This is a genomic window from Dyella sp. RRB7, from assembly GCF_022761115.1.
Classification (GTDB): Bacteria; Pseudomonadota; Gammaproteobacteria; order Xanthomonadales; family Rhodanobacteraceae; genus Dyella.
The window spans coordinates 28,800-45,226 of sequence record NZ_JAKWJS010000007.1 but is presented as its reverse complement, the minus strand read 5'-3'; the positions used below and the strand labels follow the sequence as shown (position 1 = coordinate 45,226).

18 protein-coding genes are annotated in these 16,427 nt (G+C 64.3%); 10 read left to right on the top strand and 8 right to left on the bottom strand.

The genetic code is table 11. The features are described 5' to 3' along the window. The first annotated feature begins 38 nt into the window (after positions 1-38). Complete coding sequence (gene ilvN / locus MJ606_RS15325) at positions 39-284, top strand: acetolactate synthase small subunit (protein WP_243050417.1); 246 nt, start codon at positions 39-41, stop codon at positions 282-284. Next, on the top strand, positions 281-1,846 hold the full coding sequence (gene ilvA, locus MJ606_RS15320; RefSeq protein WP_243050416.1) for a threonine ammonia-lyase, biosynthetic: 1,566 nt from the start codon (positions 281-283) through the stop codon (positions 1,844-1,846). The genes ilvN and ilvA overlap by 4 nt, the downstream gene beginning before the upstream one ends. Positions 1,847-1,917: 71 nt before the next feature. On the opposite strand, the gene MJ606_RS15315 is transcribed toward ilvA, so the two are convergent. After that, complete coding sequence (locus tag MJ606_RS15315) at positions 1,918-2,295, bottom strand: hypothetical protein (RefSeq protein ID WP_243050415.1); 378 nt, start codon at positions 2,293-2,295, stop codon at positions 1,918-1,920. A gap of 132 nt (positions 2,296-2,427) precedes the next feature. Between MJ606_RS15315 and ubiA the strand changes: the two genes are divergently transcribed. The 4 genes from ubiA to MJ606_RS15295 all read left to right on the top strand — a co-directional run bounded on the left by ubiA (position 2,428) and on the right by MJ606_RS15295 (position 6,503). Next, positions 2,428-3,453 (top strand): 4-hydroxybenzoate octaprenyltransferase, encoded by a 1,026-nt coding sequence (ubiA, locus tag MJ606_RS15310; protein ID WP_243050414.1) that lies wholly within the window; start codon positions 2,428-2,430, stop codon positions 3,451-3,453. 62 nt (positions 3,454-3,515) lie between these two features. Beyond that, positions 3,516-4,358 (top strand): MnmC family methyltransferase, encoded by an 843-nt coding sequence (locus MJ606_RS15305; protein WP_243050413.1) that lies wholly within the window; start codon positions 3,516-3,518, stop codon positions 4,356-4,358. Positions 4,359-4,985: 627 nt separating this feature from the next. Beyond that, complete coding sequence (locus MJ606_RS15300; RefSeq protein WP_243050412.1) at positions 4,986-5,534, top strand: SUKH-4 family immunity protein; 549 nt, start codon at positions 4,986-4,988, stop codon at positions 5,532-5,534. A 627-nt stretch (positions 5,535-6,161) separates the two neighbouring features. Continuing rightward, entirely contained in the window at positions 6,162-6,503 is a 342-nt protein-coding gene (locus tag MJ606_RS15295; protein ID WP_243050411.1) for an antibiotic biosynthesis monooxygenase, read from the top strand. Between the two features lie 485 nt (positions 6,504-6,988). On the opposite strand, the gene MJ606_RS15290 is transcribed toward MJ606_RS15295, so the two are convergent. Further along, positions 6,989-7,519, bottom strand: coding sequence for a dihydrofolate reductase family protein (locus MJ606_RS15290; protein ID WP_243050410.1), 531 nt, complete (start codon positions 7,517-7,519; stop codon positions 6,989-6,991). 305 nt (positions 7,520-7,824) lie between these two features. Between MJ606_RS15290 and MJ606_RS15285 the strand changes: the two genes are divergently transcribed. After that, the gene (locus MJ606_RS15285) at positions 7,825-9,255 is read left to right on the top strand and encodes a serine hydrolase (protein ID WP_243050409.1); all 1,431 of its coding nucleotides are present in this window, start codon (positions 7,825-7,827) and stop codon (positions 9,253-9,255) included. A 42-nt stretch (positions 9,256-9,297) separates the two neighbouring features. Here the strand turns inward: MJ606_RS15285 and MJ606_RS15280 are convergent, their stop codons facing one another. After that, positions 9,298-9,603, bottom strand: coding sequence for a barstar family protein (locus MJ606_RS15280; RefSeq protein ID WP_243050408.1), 306 nt, complete (start codon positions 9,601-9,603; stop codon positions 9,298-9,300). A 302-nt stretch (positions 9,604-9,905) separates the two neighbouring features. On the opposite strand from MJ606_RS15280, the gene MJ606_RS15275 reads away from it, so the two are divergent. Then, positions 9,906-10,061 (top strand): hypothetical protein, encoded by a 156-nt coding sequence (locus MJ606_RS15275; protein WP_243050407.1) that lies wholly within the window; start codon positions 9,906-9,908, stop codon positions 10,059-10,061. A 267-nt stretch (positions 10,062-10,328) separates the two neighbouring features. Here the strand turns inward: MJ606_RS15275 and MJ606_RS15270 are convergent, their stop codons facing one another. From MJ606_RS15270 to MJ606_RS15260, 3 genes are all read right to left on the bottom strand, one after another. After that, a complete protein-coding gene (locus MJ606_RS15270; protein ID WP_243050406.1) occupies positions 10,329-11,507 on the bottom strand; it encodes an alpha/beta hydrolase in 1,179 nt (392 codons plus the stop codon). A gap of 207 nt (positions 11,508-11,714) precedes the next feature. After that, positions 11,715-13,103, bottom strand: a complete 1,389-nt coding sequence (locus MJ606_RS15265) for a DUF2252 family protein (RefSeq protein ID WP_279236917.1) — start codon at positions 13,101-13,103, stop codon at positions 11,715-11,717. Then, on the bottom strand, positions 13,066-13,416 hold the full coding sequence (locus MJ606_RS15260) for a carboxymuconolactone decarboxylase family protein (protein ID WP_243050404.1): 351 nt from the start codon (positions 13,414-13,416) through the stop codon (positions 13,066-13,068). The genes MJ606_RS15265 and MJ606_RS15260 overlap by 38 nt, the downstream gene beginning before the upstream one ends. A gap of 250 nt (positions 13,417-13,666) precedes the next feature. Here MJ606_RS15260 and MJ606_RS15255 point away from each other — a divergent pair, with 250 nt between their 5' ends. Further along, the gene (locus MJ606_RS15255; protein ID WP_243050403.1) at positions 13,667-14,218 is read left to right on the top strand and encodes a DUF5615 family PIN-like protein; all 552 of its coding nucleotides are present in this window, start codon (positions 13,667-13,669) and stop codon (positions 14,216-14,218) included. A 4-nt stretch (positions 14,219-14,222) separates the two neighbouring features. On the opposite strand, the gene MJ606_RS15250 is transcribed toward MJ606_RS15255, so the two are convergent. Both MJ606_RS15250 and MJ606_RS15245 read right to left on the bottom strand, forming a co-directional pair. Then, positions 14,223-14,942: a ComF family protein gene (locus MJ606_RS15250; RefSeq protein WP_243050402.1), complete on the bottom strand. Its 720-nt coding sequence runs from the start codon at positions 14,940-14,942 to the stop codon at positions 14,223-14,225. Positions 14,943-14,958: 16 nt separating this feature from the next. Further along, a complete protein-coding gene (locus MJ606_RS15245) occupies positions 14,959-15,165 on the bottom strand; it encodes a hypothetical protein (protein WP_243050401.1) in 207 nt (68 codons plus the stop codon). Between the two features lie 144 nt (positions 15,166-15,309). On the opposite strand from MJ606_RS15245, the gene bioB reads away from it, so the two are divergent. Continuing rightward, positions 15,310-16,350 (top strand): biotin synthase BioB, encoded by a 1,041-nt coding sequence (gene bioB / locus MJ606_RS15240; protein WP_243050400.1) that lies wholly within the window; start codon positions 15,310-15,312, stop codon positions 16,348-16,350. Positions 16,351-16,427 lie beyond the last annotated feature (77 nt).

Sequence of the window (16,427 nt, the reverse complement as noted above, 5' to 3'; positions counted from 1 at the left end):
GCTGGGATGACGCGTGCCCAGGGTTACGGAGTACCACCATGAAACACACGCTATCCATCCTGCTGCAGAACGAATCGGGCGCGTTGATGCGCGTGGCCGGCCTGTTCGCCGCGCGCCACTGCAACATCGATACGCTGACCGTCGCCGCCACGCAGGACCCGGATGTGTCGCAGCTGACCCTGGTGATGCATGGCGCCGATGAAACGGTGGAGCAGATCATCAAGCAGACACGCAAGCTGGTCGACGTCATCGAGGTCAGCCACCCCGCCAGCGCCACTCCATGAATGCACTGGCCGAACACGCCGATGCCGCCGCCGGCTTCAGTGCGCACGAGCTGCTGCGGCAAACGGTAGGCGCGCGGGTCTATGACGTAGCGCGCGAGACGGCGCTGGATGCCGCGGCGCTGCTCTCCGCGCGGCTGGGCCAGCAAGTGTTGCTGAAGCGCGAGGACCAGCAGCCGGTGTTCTCGTTCAAGTTGCGCGGCGCCTACAACCGCATGATCGGTCTCGATGCCGCGCAGCGTGCGCGCGGCGTTATCGCGGCCTCGGCCGGCAACCATGCGCAGGGCGTGGCGCTGGCCGCCGCCCGGCTGGGCATCCGCGCGATCATCGTGATGCCGGTGACGGCGCCGCAGGTGAAGGTGGATGCGGTGCGCCGCTTCGGTGGCGCGCAGGTGGAGGTGGTGCTGTCCGGCGATTCCTATAGCGATGCCCAGGCCGCGGCCGCCCAGCTGCAGGCCGAACATGGCTACACCTTCGTGCATCCGTTCGACGACCCGGCGGTGATCGCGGGCCAGGCCACGGTGGGCATGGAGATCCTGCGCCAGCACCCTGGCCCGTTGCATGCGGTGTTCGTGCCGGTGGGCGGCGGAGGCCTGCTCGCCGGCGTCGCCGGCTATATCAAGGCGCTGCGCCCCGAGGTGAAGGTGATCGGCGTGCAGACCTGCGACTCCGACGCCATGGCATGTTCGCTTGAGGCGGGGTCGCCCGTGACGCTTGCCGAAGTGGGCTTGTTCGCCGACGGCACGGCGGTGAAACGCGTGGGCGACCTTACCTTCGAGCTTTGCCGCCAGCATGTCGATGCGATGCTGAGGGTGGACACTGATGCGATTTGCGCAGCCATTCGCGATGTGTTCCAGGACACGCGCAGCGTGCCGGAGCCCGCGGGCGCGCTGGCGCTGGCGGGCCTGAAGCAATACGTGGCCGAGCACGGCGCAACCGCCGAACCGATGGTCGCCATCGTGTCCGGCGCCAACCTCAATTTCGACCGCCTGCGCTTCGTGGCCGAACGCGCCGAAGTGGGCGAGCAGCGCGAGGCGGTGTTCGCCGTCACCATTCCGGAAGAGCGCGGCAGCTTCCGCCGCTTCTGCGCCGCACTGGACCAACGCAGCATCACCGAATTCAACTACCGCATCGGCAACGCCGCCGAGGCGCATATCTTCGTGGGCGTGCAGACCACGCGGCGCGACGAGCGCGACACGCTTATCAACGCTTTCCGTACGCACGGCTTTGGCGTGCTCGATCTCACCGACGACGAACTGGCCAAGCAACACCTGCGCCATATGATCGGCGGCAGCTCGCCGCTGGCCCGCGATGAACTGCTGTACCGCTTCGAGTTTCCCGAACGCCCGGGTGCGCTCACCCGCTTCCTAGGGCACATGCATCCGGACTGGAACATCAGCCTGTTCCACTATCGCAACCAGGGCGCGGACTACGGCCGCATCCTGGTCGGCATCCAGGTACCGCATGACGAGCGCGCGCTGTTCCAGGCCTTTCTCGATACGCTGGGCTATCCGTTCCGCGACGAGAGCGAGAATTCGGCGTATCGGTTGTTGTTGCGGGGGTGATGTTTTTCCCTCCGTTCCCCCGCCCTCTCCGTCATCCCTGCGAACGCAGGGATGACGACGGTCCAGGTCGGCTATCCAAGCTCTCCCGCGTCACCCTCTTCGACCACCTCCAACTCGAACACATGGTTGTCGTAGTCGCTGAAATACAGCGCCGTGTCGTTGCGCGCCATCTGGTAGTCCAGCGCCAGCGCGTCCATGCGCCGGGCGCAGGCCAGCTGCTCGGCCTTGCTGACGGCGAAGGCGATGTGGTCGCCGTTGCGCATGGCCGGACCGTTGCCGCGTACCAGCACGAAGGTCGTCCCGCCTATCTGCACGCTGGCCTCGGGATGCGAATCGGTGGGGTTCTCGCCGTGCAACAGGCGCGCATCGTCGAATACACCGGTCAACAGGTCCGCGCTGCGCGTCGGGTTGGCAACGATCAGGGCGATATGGCTCAGTGCCTTGGGCATGGCTCGGTTCTCCGTGCGGCGTAACGGTTGTCCAGTTTAGGGCGCTTTATGACCGGGCTGCGACAGCGCCGGCAGCGTAAATCGGCGCCAGGTCACGCCACCGGCCATGGCGTGCCACGCTAAACTCGCACGATGGCTCCTTCCTCCCGCAAGCGCCAGAGGCGCACCCTGTCCCCGGCCACGGCGGCACGCCCGCGGCCGGCCGGTCCGGCCAAATCGCCCGCCGCCGCCCAGCCGGCGGACAGTTCCACCCGTGCCACGCGCGTGCTCGACTGGCTGCTGCAGAGGCTGCCGGCGCCTTATCGCGGCAAGGTGCGCGATTATCTCGTGCTGACGCGCATGGATCGCCCCATTGGCGCCCTGCTGCTGTTGTGGCCCACCTGGTGGGCGCTGTGGCTGGCCGCGGGGGATTTCCCGCCGGTAAAGCTGCTGGTGATCTTTACGCTGGGCGTGTTCTCGATGCGCGCCGCCGGCTGCGCCATCAACGACTACGCCGACCGCAAGCTCGACCCGCAGGTGGCACGCACCGCCGGCCGCCCCATTGCGGCCGGGCGCGTGAGCCCGCGCGAGGCGCTGATCGTATTCGCCAGCCTGCTGGTGTTTTCGTTCGTGCTGGTGCTGTTCACCAACAAGCTGACCATCTGGCTGTCCTTCGGCGGCGCCGCGCTGGCGGCGATCTACCCGTTCACCAAGCGCTACACGAACCTGCCGCAGGTGGTACTTGGCGCGGCGTTCGGCTGGTCGATTCCGATGGCGTTCGCCGCCGTATCCCATAGCGTGCCGCCGGTGGGCTGGCTGCTGTTTATCGCCAATATCCTGTGGTCGGTGGTCTACGACACCGAATACGCCATGGTGGACCGCGACGACGATCTCAAGGCCGGCGCCAAGTCCACCGCCATCCTGTTCGGCGATGCGGACCTGCCGATCATCGGCATTCTCATGGCCACCTTCCTGCTGGCCATGTTGTTCGTAGGCCAGCGCAGCGCGCTCGGCTGGCCCTACTGGCTGAGCCTGCTGGTGGCCGCCGGCCTGTTCGGCTGGCAGCTGTGGCGCATGCGCGCGCGTGCCCGCGATGCCTGCCTGTGGGCCTTCCGCAACAACAACTGGCTGGGCATGGCGCTGTGGATCGGCATCGTGCTGGCCCTGGCGATGCGCTGAGCCCTCACGGCCGGATCATCCTCACACTCGTTCTCGCCCGCCATTCCTGGAGATGATCCGCCGTGTCGCATTATTCCGGCCCCCTGCTCACACGCCCGGTCGCAGAGGCGCTACTGGCCGCGCACCAGGGCGGCGCTACCGCATGGACTGGCTCGCTGGATCTGGAGCGTTCAAGCGGCAGCGCCTCGTTGCAGGCGGACGACTGGCATTGGAAGGGCGAGCGCTATCCGTATCCGCACAAGCTGAAAGACCGCACCATCTATTACTGGGATGGCGATGAGTTTGCGCCGGCATCGCGCTTCTCCGGCTCGCTGATCAAGCTGGTGCCCACCGAGTGGGGCGCGCCCACCTTCGAGATCGACGGCATCAAGATGTTGCCCACGGCCAAGGCATCACCGTTCGAGGATGCGCGCCGCAAGGTGGCGCTGGTGGAGCCGCGCGGCAAGGTGTTGCTGGATACCTGCGGCGGGCTGGGCTATTTCGCGGCCTGCTGCCTGGAGGCCGGCGTGGCACGCATCCACTCGTTCGAGAAGAACCCGGACGTGTTGTGGTTGCGCACGCTCAACCCGTGGTCGCCCGATCCCGACGCGCCCGCCAGCGGCGATCGCCTGCAGCTCACCCATGCCGACGTGTCACAGGCAATCACGGAAGTCGCCGATGCCTCGGTCGACGCGCTGCTGCACGACCCACCACGTTTCGGCATCGCCGGCGAGCTGTACTCGCAGGCGTTCTATGACCAGCTGGCGCGCGTGCTTCGCCGTGGCGGCCGCATGTTCCATTACACCGGCAGCCCCAACAAGCTCACCAGCGACCGCGACGTCCCGCGCGAAGTGGCCAAGCGCCTGGAAAAGGCAGGCTTCAAGGCACAACTGGCGCTGGATGGCGTGCTGGCGACACGGCGTTAGTACCTGCTGTGGGGCAAGGACGATGCTGAGTTCTGCCTCCGCGTTTTCCTGGCGCTGGATCTCGGGTACCGGCTCTCCAGCGGCAACCTTCTACGGTGAACATGTGATGGTTGCGCAGGCGATACTCTGGCCGGCGGAAGACTGGCGGCTCGATGCCCGTTGCGGTGTCGGGGGTAGCATGGAGAGGGCTGCTTCCGACCCGTAGCGGACCTTAGAAGTGCTTGTTGCTAACGACCTAGGAGCTAAAGAATGGTGTGGCGCTTGCGCGGAGTCTTAAGGTTCCTAGGGTGGATAGAGTTCGTTGCGGCAGCTCCACTTCTTTGGGTGTTGGTGCGCTCGACCAAGGAGCTATTTTTGCCGGCAGACACCGATCAGACACACGGCGAGTGGCTTCCTTTAGTTGTTCCAGTGGTCGCCGTGATGTTTCTTTCGATGCTATTGCCAGGTATCGCTGCGGTTCGTTGCTGGGCGCGCGCTTGGTGGTGGCAAGTACTGGCCGCCCTCGGCGTAGCGATCGGGATATTGCTTGCCGTGACGTGATGAAGGGAAATGTCTGCTTCCGACCCATAGCGCACCTAAGGCGAACGTGGCACTTTGCTACGCAACTGGATGCAAGGGGTGAGGGGGATGGAGCCGTATCAACTTATGGATGCCTGGAGAGAAGCCGGGGAAAAGTTGGTGATCTTCTCTTCGGCGGTCTTTGAGGGTCTCCCTGTTCCCTCTGAGGCAAAGGCTTTTCTAGGTGAGGTCGGTCTTCCCGCATCCGCTGCCCCCTTCCTTGATTTCACCCCGCCAAAGAACGGAGTGCTCCCTACTGTCGCTCAAATCTGGCGATTGGATGACGCCGATCTCCTCTGCTATTACGTCATTGGCTCAAATGGCTCGGGGGATTCGATCGCCGTTAGCCCGGCGGGTGCGGTCTACTACTTGAACCATGATGCTGGATTCCGTCCTTGCTACATCAACAGGGACGTTTGGACGATGTCCGAAGTTCTTCTGTGCTATCGGCAGCTGGTCGAAGCTGCACTGGCAGCCGGTGGGCCAGATGGCTTTCTGGATGGAGCCGTAACCCCGGAGTCGACGGTCGCGCTACGGAGGCTCTTGGAGGCGCGTGATCCTCAAGCACTCGCCGAGGGATCGATGTGGGCTGAAGAGCTGGGAGCGTTGGGCGGTTAACAGAAGGCAAGCGTCCGCTTGCGACCCGTAGCGGACCAAATCGACGCGAACATCATGGTTGGCGAAGCATTGAGGACGGGACATGGATCAGGGGCTGAAGGAACGTCTTGATGCTATCAACTGGTTTGGCCAAGTCGGAGGCTCGGCCGTCGTGGACATCCCTTTCCAGGTTGTTCAAACCCCAGATTGGCAGCAAGCGCTAGCGCAGTGTCCATTGGAGACCTGGCAAGACATCCAATTGGCGGCAAGTAACCGCCTCACGGGCTTTCTTCACGGGAACTATTGCGACAGGTATCACGGTTGGAATGACGTTGCCCGAGAAGCCAAGGCCAGCGCGGTTTCGGTTCTGGCTGGCGGAAAATGGGCAAGCTTTGCGGAATCGAGGGGATTCCCGCGAGGCTTTGTTGATTCCGTAAGCTGGGACATTCTGTTCGCAATCATGGAATACGAGTACGGAGACTGCCAAGGGCGCCCGAGCTTCTTTCTGCATCTTCTTCGTGTGTACGAGGCTGGGAAGTTTCCATGTGGCTGGGACGGAAGATGGCCCATGGGCTCTCTAATCGTTTGGTAACGTAAGGTCCGCTACCGACCCGGAGCGGACCTAAGCAATGAAAGGGAATGCGGCCAATGAAAGAATCCCTCGCTGGCTTTGCTGCAATTTATCGGTGGCGATTGCATCCAGGAATGGAAGCTCAGTTCATCGAGGCCTGGACGCGTATCTCCGAGCTCTATCTGTATCGATACGGTTCGCTTGGTTCAAGGCTGCACCGAGGTCCGGACGATATCTGGTACAGCTACGCTCAGTGGCCGAATGAAGCCTCCCGGGAGAGCGCGTTCTTGGTGGATACGCTCGATACGGAGGCCGGGGAGCTTATGCGAGAGGCAATTGCCGAGACTTTCCCGGAAATAGTCCTTGAGCCGATAGTTGATTTGATAGTGCCGACCCGTCGTACGAAGACCGAAAGCTAGCCGTTTCAGTCGGCAGCAAATGTCTGCTTCCGACCCGGAGCGGACGACTGAAGCGTGAAGCAACGCCAGCAGGTATCGCCAATTTCAATCGGAGTGGGTATGCACGCAGTTCGTATGGTGGTGCTCGTTCTAATCGCGGTTACGGGTAGCTATAGCAACTCGGTGGTTTTTCGTTTCAGAAAGCTCTGGGGCGCCGATATGGGAGCGATAGCCATCAATAAGCGTCTCTGCAGGGAGCGGCCCGTCATTGGTTGGACCTTATTTACCTCCCAGGCGGCGACTCTTCTTGCGGGACTGGTACTTCTGGCCATCCTTTTCCACGGCTAGCAGTGATTGTGTCCGCTTCCGACTGAGGATTCAGCCTGCCGTTGCAACACTCTGCTGCTCGCTCAGCCTTTTGTGTTGCAACGACAGCCTGAATCCACAATCCAATCCGGACCTTATGCGTCGATGCGTCGGCGTCATCCGTCGAGCCCATCACGCAATCAAGCGGGAACGTACGTCAACCTAATCACGCCCTCGCCGATTAAATCGCTGGCCACAAGGCGAAGCGGTGGCCGAGGCCCGGCGAAGAATGGCTTGCCGTGGCCAAGCACAACGGGGTGCAGATAGAGACGATACTCATCGATGAGACCGAGATCGGTCAGGCTTCCCGCCAGCTCTGGTCCGGCGACTTCGATCTCTCCAGTGAGCTCGGCCTTCAGCCCCCGTATTACCGCCTCGATGTCATCGGCGACAAGGGTGGCATTCGGGCCGACTGACTTCAGCGAGTGCGATACGACCCATTTCGGCTGGCTCCGCCACGCCGCCGCGAAGTCGCGTTCCTCCGCGCCCCACTCAGGAGAGTCTTCGTCCCAATAACGCATGACCTCGTACATGCGGCGACCGTACACACTGCCCGCCAGGTCGCGCACTTGCTCTATGAAGTGGCGAAAGAGCGACGGATCAGGCGCGAACGCCAAGTGATCGACGTAGCCATCCAGAGACTGGTTCAATCCGAAGACAAGCTTGGCCATGGAAAGTCTCCACTCCGGAGTCATCAGGATAGCCCGAACAATCGCCGCGCAAGGATTGAGACTGGACACCACCTGCGAGCCGCTTTGTCGGTGCTGCCAATGACCAGAGGTCTGCCTTCGCCCCGAAACCGGCAAGCCTGGCCGAGATCTTCCGCGCCGTGAAGGAAGCGCTGCTGGTGAGTCCGTCGGCCCCCATGGGGCCACAACTCGTCACTGATCCGGTGCCATTCGTCACCTCTGGTTGGCGCGCCAGGCGACTCTGACGCAGAGTGCGGGCCATGCCAACGACTGCTTGAGGATCACCGATGGGGCGGGACACCAAGGACGTGCTGGAAAAAAGCCGCATGATTTCGCGAGTCAGCAAGGTCATCTGCGCGGTGCTGGCGCTGATAGCGATCGGGCTGGTGGTTTTCATAAAGCTGTCTGGTCGCGACCTGGTCCAGGTCGCCACGAACTCGGTCAGCCGCTCGCTTTGCGGCGCGGCATTCGTTTCGCATGTCGATCCGGTGCGGATCTTCCGGGAAGAACAGCTACCCAATATGCGCAGCCTGGGTTGGGCCATGCGCTTTCACGTCGACCCTGGCAACCGGGAAGTACGCACCACCGTGCTTGGCGCATTTGCCGCCCGCGCCGTGTACCGGGAAGGCCTGGGATGCGTGTTGGTGCACGACGATGCCAGCGTGCCCGATGCGGATGGTTTGCAGGCGGATGCGAATGCCGGCGCACTTCCCGAGCCCGGCGTGGTGGAACCCCAGGATCCGGCATTGCGCCGCGCCCTTGATCTCGCCTTCTCGGAACCGGACGCCACCACGCATCGGCTGACCAAGGCGGTCGTTATTCTGCACGACGGCAAGCTCATCGCCGAGCGTTACGCCGACGGTTACGGGCCGGAGACGCCGATCTGGGGTCATTCGCTATCGAAGTCGATCACCAACGCGTTGATCGGCGTGCTCGTTCGCCAAGGCAAACTGCGAATCGATCAGGTCGCGCCGATCGCGGCATGGAAGACGCCGAACGATCCGCGCCATGCCATCACCATCGATCAACTGCTGCGCATGGACAGCGGACTGCCGTTCGATGAAACCAATGGGCCCCTCAACCCGATGTCGCGCATGTTCTTCCTGAAGAACGACATGGCGCGTTACGCGACCACGATACCGCTCGTTCATTCCCCGGGCACCGCATGGGCCTATAGCAATCTCAGCTATGTACTGCTTGCCCGCATCGCCATGGATGCGGCGGGCGCCACCGACGCCGTGGCTTCAGAGCGTTTCATGCGCGACCAGCTATTCGCGCCGCTTGGAATGCACCACACCCTCATGGAAACCGATCTGGCCGGAACGCCGGTCGGCTCAAGCCACGTCTATGCCTCCGCGCGGGATTTCGCCCGGTTCGGACAGCTCTATCTCGATGATGGCGTGGCCAACGGCCAGCGCATGCTTCCCGAGGGATGGGTCGCCTACAGCCATTCCCAAACCCTGAAGACCGGCTATGGCGCGGGCTTCTGGACCAACCTGGTGAACGAGGGCGCCATACCTGTCTGGGATGCGCCGTGGGGCCTGCCGCAATTGCCGAGAGACATGTTCTATGCCCGCGGTGCGTTCGGTCAGTACATCATCATCGTACCGTCCGAGCGGCTGGTGGTTGTTCGCCTTGGCATCAGCGTCAACGGTGGTACCGGCATCGGCGACGTCGTCGCCCAGGCGGTCGCTGCGCTACATCAGGCACCGCGGTAACCGGAAACAACGGATGGCTTCATGCACACGAATAGCGCGGCACTACCGATAGACCACCTTGGCCGCGAGGGCAGGAAACTCCGCGGCCATGTCGTCCAGGGTCTGCTTCATGATCCGCGCGTCTTCCGGCAAGCGGGCCTGGAATGCGGCCCAACCGATCAGCAGTACGCGACGCGGCATGGCCACCAGGCCAGTGATGGCGTCCCAGAACGCATCCCAGTTATGCCCGTACCAGCCCGGAAAACCCAGTGAATCGGCGAGCAGAACCTGCAGCTGCGCTGACGTTTCCGCCTGGGAGAGATCGATGGAGACCAGTTCGAGCCGGTCGGCGGTTTTGGATTCGCTCATGGCTGCACTCCCGGTGCGTTGCGGCTGGACAGCAAACGTCCATTTCGAGCCAACAGTGGACCTACCGAGAGTGTCGTTTAACCGTGTCGGGCGCAAGCGCCGCTTCCGTCACATCGCGGACACCGCGCCGGCTGTCCGGGCTTGTCCGGATGACCGCAGGCGCCGTCCGCGGACAATCGGCGATCTTGTCGAGCATGCGAGGAAATGGCTTGGGAATGCGGCCTGCGAGGCATATGGGCGGTTGGCACGCGCCTTGCCACATATCCATCGAAAGCTACTCAACCTGCTTACGGAGAACGACCATGAAATTCGAAACCCTGATCCTGCAGAGCCTTTTCGCCGCCTGCCTGCTGGTTTGCCTGCTGACCTTTGGTGCGATGGTGACGTCGAATGTGAACGTGGCCGCTTCGGTGGCCAGCCATGCGCCGGTGGCGGCTTCGGTGAGTTCGGCTGGCTGACTGAACTGTTTTTTATGACGTTTGGACGTCCATATGGAGTTTACGCTCGTGGCCGGCATATGTGGGCCACGATGCCTGCTTGAGGCTTGCCACGCTGTGCAGTGCATCTGCGGGGATACCGTAGTGTGCTGGCCGGGATCGGTGGTTTTGACGCTGGTCTTTTTTCGCGTTGGGGGCGGCCCCTGTTCCTGAGCGTTATCGCCAGGTTGCCGCCTATGCGGCGGGCGGCAACCTGGCGACAACGCCACAACCAAAATCCCCGACAAACTACCGATCCCGCGTAACTTCCGCCGGCGCCGCATCCCCCACCTTCTGCGCCAGCGGCAACGCATCATCCACCAGATGCACCAGGAACCGTCCCGGCTGCTCCTGCATCATCATGTGCGCCGAATCGGCGAAGGACACCAGCCGCTTCGACGGGGCCTGGATATCGTCGAACCACTTCTCAGCCAACTCGTGCGCGGTGGTGTAATCGTGCTGCCCCACATACACGATCACCGGGCAATCGAAATGCGTGACCTTGTCGAAGTCGACCGCCAGCAAGGGTTGCAGCAGGTGCTCGAGCGAGAAGAGGCTGCCTTTGCCGATCGCCGCGAGGTCGGCCTTGCTGTAATCGGGTGACAGCGACTCGGCATCGTCTTCGAACTGATAGTCCTGGCGGCCATAGGCCAGGCCGCCGTAATACATCTCCCATTTGCTGCGCGTGCCGACGCGATCGAGCGTGAGCGAAGTCCCGGGATACGGCGCCATGGCCTTGAGTTCACGCACAGCCGCCTCGTTGCCCTGCGCCGTCGCCTCGCGCAGGGCGAAGGCATAGCCAAGCTCCTCATTGCGCCGGCCGTTCACCACCTGGCCGACCGAGATATAGGCGTAGAACCACTCCGGGTGCCGCTGCGCCAGTTGCACGCCCAGTACCGAGCCCCAGGAGTGTCCCAGCAGGAAGATCTTCTGCTTGGCGTAGTGTTGCCGCAGGTATTGCACGACCTCGGCCGCATCGTCGGTCATGCCCTGCACCGTCATGCCGGGCGCCATCGCCTGTTCGGTGTTGGCGGCATAGGTTTTGCCGGCGCCGCGCTGATCCCATTGCACCACGGTGAAATAATCCTCCCAGGGCGTCTGGAAGGTGTAGGCCTCGGGCATGGCCGGCGAGGCGGGGCCACCATGCAGGAACAACAGGATCGGGTTGCGCCGATCCTTGCCGCGGATGGACAGCCACTGGTCGATGCCGCCAATGCGCAGCTTGATCCTCTCGTCGACGCCTTGCGCGGTGACGATCTTGCGATTGCTGTCCAGTATGCGGGTGACATCCTCGCGCGACATCAACCCCGGCTTGCCCTGCACCGCCGGCGCCGCGGCACTCGATGCCACCGCGGGATCGGTGGCCGCATGGGCAGTGGTCACGCCGACGCCCAGCGTCAGCAGCAAAACAAGAGGGGTGCGAAACATGCTCAACGAAGTTCTCCTGGCTGGGTTGTCCTGCAAGGGCGGCACCCGGTGGACACGCGTGAACACCGGGCCGCGTCACCAGACGATGGCAAGCGGCGTGCCAGCCACGGCGGCGCGATCGAGCCGAATGATTTCAGCCACTTGCTCTCCGACCCTCCGCTCGTCCCCGTGTCCGCGGACAGGGACGCGGACGTCCGGCCAACGGCCTCAGGCGCTGCCGCCCACATAGAGCCTGCAATGGTCGAGATAGTCGCGCTCGTGCATCGACAGCAGGCCGGTGACGGCGCGCCACAGCCACGAAGGGGCGTCCAGCGTTCGCATGTGGTTGCGTTGAAGCTCGTTGCGCCAGCGCTGGCGCGTGGCGGCATCCATCTGCCGGGAGTGTGCCCTGCCCAGCACATGGGCGAGAAATGCCGCGGCCTTTGTGGCCTGCTTCCGGCTCAGCTTGACGATGTCGATCTTGAGATCCTGCGGCAGCAGCTCGCGGACGAATACCGGCTTGTCGAGCAGGCGCATGGCCAGCATGCGGTTTCCCAGCGCGGGCGACAACTGGCGCGCGGCAGCCACCACGCGTTGCGCATGATCGCGCGGCAAGCGCACGCCATCCGCACGCGGGGCCACGGAGGCGGCGGCCTCCTTGATGTCGATCAGGCAGAGATCGTCGCCTTCGACCATGTCGCCATCGACATCCAGCAGCACCGCATAGCGCAATCGCCCCAGCGAGCTGCAGCCTTTGCGCCAGTAGGCGGCATCCAGCACCTTGACCTCGCCGGTCGATTTGCGATGTCGAAGCTGCGTGGCCAGTTCGCGCAGCTGCTCATCGCGGAAAAGCGCGTCGATGGCCTTGTCCTCCTTGACGGTCAATGGCCAGAACTCGGCGCCCAGCGGAAGCGTCGGTTCGATATCGTGGATGCGTTCGCGCGCCAGGGCCTTCCAGCCGCGTCGCAAGGCGCGCTTCATCACCAGCTTGATGGCGCCGGGCATGGCCGGCTCGGGTTCATCCACCTCGGGAAACGCGTTTTCGTAACCGTCGAGCATGGCTTCCAGCATCTTGGCCGTGGTGATGCCCGGCAGATCCGACCCGCGTGCCGCCATGGCCAGCGAGAGGGCGAGTCGAATCAGGTCGTAGGCGGGGTTGCTGATGGTGGCCTGGTCGAAATCGCGTATCTGTATCTGCACGTGGCCCTGGTCATCGGCCACGGGCCCCATGTTGCCGACGTGGCAATCGCCGCAGATCCAGATGGCCGGGCCGCTGGGCAGTTGCGGCGCGTCCGGGCCGGCAAGCCAGGCATAGAACTGCCCGGTATTGCCACGCACGTAGGCGTGGGCCGAACGCGCCATCTTCCTGTTGCGGCGCTCGATCAATGCCTGTGCACGGTAGCGGGGCGAAATGGCGCGTTGCTTGTTTTTTGACATGCGGTATCCCTCATGCGGACCAGCCATCGTTGGCCATGCCCGATGAAGATTCCGTAGTGCAGGCCATGGCGAGTACTGAAAATGGCTTGCAGCCGTGACGCGCGGGGAAACGCTCCCAACGTTTCCCCCTTTCGTTTGATGCTCAGGCGGGCTTGCTGCCCTCGTAGGCACCGACGGCATCCATCACGCGGGCGGAATACACCAACGCCGCGCCCGCGTTGAGCGCCACGGCGACACCCAGGGCCTCGGCAATTTCATCGTGGGAGGCGCCATGCTTCAGCGCCTCGGCGGCATGCACGGTGATGCAGCCATCGCAACGCGTGGTCACTGCCACCGCCAATGCAATCAGCTCCCGCGTCTTGGCATCCAGGTGACCGGTTTTCTGGCCCGCCTTGGACAGGGTCTGGTGGCCAGCCACCGTGTCCGGACTCAGCTTGCCGATCTCGCCAATGCGACCAAGAAGTTCCTTGCGATAGTCAGGCCAGTTCAACATGGGAGGTCTCCTCGTGTGATGGACCGTTGCCGGGTCGGGAGCAACATGCTGCACCCAACCCTTGTGCCCCGTGAATACGCCACATGGACCAAAGGCTATATTGCGCCGCCCACCACGACGGCGGTAGAAGTCGCGGGGAGCGCCGCGCCGTGTCATCACCAGGCCACGCCTGTCTCATGGATGGTAGGGCCCATGCGCTCAAGGAATGAGCCCTGTCGTTCAACACGACCGAAGGGAGTCAAGCGGACCCATGTGGCGCGAATTTGAAGACCCCTTTGAAACTCCTGTGCAGGACGCCGCGGGCGGCTGCCCCACGGCAGTCCACGAGCACGCGCTGCCGGCGCCCCGCTTCTACGCCGACGAGAACTTCCCGATCCGCGCCGTGGAACTGTTGCGTTCGGCGGGCGCCGAGATCGAGTCCGCGGCCGATGCCGGCCTGCTGGGCCGACCCGGCGAGGTGCATGCCGACCACGCATTGGCCCACGGCTTCGTACTGCTGACCTGCGACCCCTGTTTCCTGGACGAGCAACGCTTTCCCCTGGCCCGTTGCCCGGCACTCTTCATTTTCCAGTTTGGCAGCGGAAGCGTGCGGGACATGCGCCGGGCGCTGCGATGCCTGGCGCCGGTGCTGGCCGGGCCGGGGGCTTCACGCAGCGGCTGCAAGGTCGAAGCCGAAAGCGATGCCTGGATCGAACACTATCGCCGGCCCGACGGCACCGTTGTACGTAGCTGCCGGCGGCTGTGGCGCGGCAAGATGCAGCAGTGGGTCGCCGCTGGCGTGGCGGCGCCATCACCGTGCTAGCTCGCTAAGCGCGCGACATCGGCGCGCGCGCCAGCGCCCACACATCGATGCGCCTTACCCCCGCACGCCGCAGCACGCGGGCGCATTCGGCCAGCGTGGCGCCCGTGGTCATCACATCGTCGAGCAAAGCCACGTGCCCGGGCCACGCCACGCCCGGCTTCGCCGCAAAGGCGCCGCGCACGTTGCGGCGGCGCGCGATGGCGCCCAGCTCGGTCTGCGCCTTGGTGGCCCGGGTGCGCAGCAGCAGGTCGTGGCGCACGGGCACCTGCAGCGTGCGCGCCACTGGCCGGGCCAGTTCCAGCGCCTGGTTGTAGCCACGCTGGCGCAGGCGCGCCGGGTGCAGGGGCAGGGGCACCAGCAGCTGCGGATGATCCGCCGCCAGCTCGCGCCGCCACAGCGCCGCCAGCACCCGCCCGGCGGCCAGGTCGGCGCCGAACTTGAAGCGGGATTCCAGCCGATCCAGCGGCCAGGCGTAGCGAAACGGCACCCAAGCCGCGTCCCACGGTGGCGGGTGGCGCTGGCACTGGCCGCAGAGCGCGGCCGGCACGGCCAGCGGCAAGGCGCAGCGCGCGCAGCAGCTGCGGTTGCGTGGCAATTCCGCGGCGCAGTCGCGGCAGAGGTCGAGTCCGTCGTCGCCGGGGCCGCCACACAGCAGGCAGTGCAGCGGCAGGACGAAGCGTTGCAGTGTGATAGCTGCCGCCGACCACCAGGCGAGCGCGTCCATGCGCGGCAACCTCGATTCAGGTCTTGGGCTTGAACAACGCGGCGTCGAGGATCGACCACAGATGGATGATCCAGCCCAGCCAGACGATCCACAGGATGGCGGCAAGCACGAACATCACCAGCGCAATCCAGAAGCGCCCCTGCACCAGCTGCCCCAGGCCGGGGATAAAGAAACTGCAGATGGCGGCGAGCACATTGCCGCCACTGCCCTGTCCCGTACTCATGCCAACGACTCCTCCGGAGTGGATGCCCCGATGGTAGCGGCAGCCATACGTTTGCGCATCGTCAACCACGGCGTAACGTTCAAAGTTGACAAGCAAAGAGGCCCTGCCACACTGTCGCGCTTTCCCCACCCCAGAGCTGTCGCCATGGCCCATCCGATCCGTCATGACTGGACCCGCGCCGAAGTTGCCGCGCTGTTCGCCCTGCCGTTCAACGAGCTGCTGCACCGCGCGCACTCGGCGCATCGCGAGCACCACGACCCGAATGCGGTGCAGGTATCCACCCTGCTGTCGATCAAGACCGGTGGCTGCCCCGAGGACTGCGCCTATTGCCCGCAGGCCGCGCGCTACGACACCGGCGTGGCGGCGCAGAAGCTGATGAGCGTGGAGGCGGTAGTAGCACGTGCGCAGGCGGCCAAGAACGCCGGCGCCAGCCGCTTCTGCATGGGCGCGGCGTGGCGCAGCCCGAAAGACCGCGACGTGGTCAAGGTGGCCGAGATCGTGCGCGCGGTGAAGGGCCTGGGCCTGGAAACCTGCGCCACCCTGGGCATGCTCAACGGCGAGCAGGCCACCACCCTCAAGCAGGCCGGCCTGGACTACTACAACCACAACCTGGATACGGCGCCGGAGTTCTACGGCGAGATCATCCACACCCGCCAGTACCAGGATCGCCTGGACACGCTGGGCCATGTGCGCGAGGCCGGCCTGAAAACCTGCTGCGGCGGCATCGTGGGCATGGGCGAAACGCGCGACCAGCGCGCCGGCCTGCTGCAGACGCTGGCCACGCTGCCCGAGCACCCCGAATCGGTGCCGATCAACCAGCTGGTGCAGGTGGAAGGCACCCCGCTCAACGGCGTGCAGGCACTGGACCCGTTCGAATTCGTGCGCACCATTGCGGTGGCGCGCATCCTGATGCCGGCCTCGATGGTGCGCCTGTCCGCCGGCCGCCAGCAGATGGACGACGCGGTGCAGGCGCTGTGTTTCTTCGCCGGCGCCAATTCGATCTTCTACGGCGAGAAGCTGCTGACCACCGGCAACCCGGACGTCGAGCACGACCGCCAGCTGTTCGCCCGGCTCGACCTGCATCCGCTGGAAGTGGTGGAAGAAGCCGGCACCGTGCACGCCGACATCCTGGAGGCCGAGGCCGCCAGTTGTGGCAACGGCTGCGGTTGCAGCGCGGCGGCTTGAACGCCTGAAATGACACTTCACCCCCGTCATTCCCGCGAAGCGGGAACGACGGACGATGAGGGACTTCGCGATAGCTA

What these genes read in the sequence shown, in the direction of transcription:
- bioB (WP_243050400.1), top strand. Translation starts at nt 15,310, where the DNA reads ATGGCCCATCCGATCCGTCATGACTGGACCCGCGCCGAAGTTGCCGCG.
- MJ606_RS15280 (WP_243050408.1), bottom strand. Translation starts at nt 9,603, where the DNA reads ATGAGCGAATCCAAAACCGCCGACCGGCTCGAACTGGTCTCCATCGAT.
- MJ606_RS15300 (WP_243050412.1), top strand. Translation starts at nt 4,986, where the DNA reads ATGGAGCCGTATCAACTTATGGATGCCTGGAGAGAAGCCGGGGAAAAG.
- MJ606_RS15315 (WP_243050415.1), bottom strand. Translation starts at nt 2,295, where the DNA reads ATGCCCAAGGCACTGAGCCATATCGCCCTGATCGTTGCCAACCCGACG.
- MJ606_RS15250 (WP_243050402.1), bottom strand. Translation starts at nt 14,942, where the DNA reads ATGGACGCGCTCGCCTGGTGGTCGGCGGCAGCTATCACACTGCAACGC.
- MJ606_RS15290 (WP_243050410.1), bottom strand. Translation starts at nt 7,519, where the DNA reads ATGGCCAAGCTTGTCTTCGGATTGAACCAGTCTCTGGATGGCTACGTC.
- ilvN (WP_243050417.1), top strand. Translation starts at nt 39, where the DNA reads ATGAAACACACGCTATCCATCCTGCTGCAGAACGAATCGGGCGCGTTG.
- MJ606_RS15270 (WP_243050406.1), bottom strand. Translation starts at nt 11,507, where the DNA reads ATGTTTCGCACCCCTCTTGTTTTGCTGCTGACGCTGGGCGTCGGCGTG.
- MJ606_RS15265 (WP_279236917.1), bottom strand. Translation starts at nt 13,103, where the DNA reads ATGCCGTCGGTGCCTACGAGGGCAGCAAGCCCGCCTGAGCATCAAACG.
- MJ606_RS15255 (WP_243050403.1), top strand. Translation starts at nt 13,667, where the DNA reads ATGTGGCGCGAATTTGAAGACCCCTTTGAAACTCCTGTGCAGGACGCC.
- MJ606_RS15275 (WP_243050407.1), top strand. Translation starts at nt 9,906, where the DNA reads ATGAAATTCGAAACCCTGATCCTGCAGAGCCTTTTCGCCGCCTGCCTG.
- MJ606_RS15285 (WP_243050409.1), top strand. Translation starts at nt 7,825, where the DNA reads ATGGGGCGGGACACCAAGGACGTGCTGGAAAAAAGCCGCATGATTTCG.
- MJ606_RS15295 (WP_243050411.1), top strand. Translation starts at nt 6,162, where the DNA reads ATGAAAGAATCCCTCGCTGGCTTTGCTGCAATTTATCGGTGGCGATTG.
- MJ606_RS15245 (WP_243050401.1), bottom strand. Translation starts at nt 15,165, where the DNA reads ATGAGTACGGGACAGGGCAGTGGCGGCAATGTGCTCGCCGCCATCTGC.
- MJ606_RS15260 (WP_243050404.1), bottom strand. Translation starts at nt 13,416, where the DNA reads ATGTTGAACTGGCCTGACTATCGCAAGGAACTTCTTGGTCGCATTGGC.
- ubiA (WP_243050414.1), top strand. Translation starts at nt 2,428, where the DNA reads ATGGCTCCTTCCTCCCGCAAGCGCCAGAGGCGCACCCTGTCCCCGGCC.
- ilvA (WP_243050416.1), top strand. Translation starts at nt 281, where the DNA reads ATGAATGCACTGGCCGAACACGCCGATGCCGCCGCCGGCTTCAGTGCG.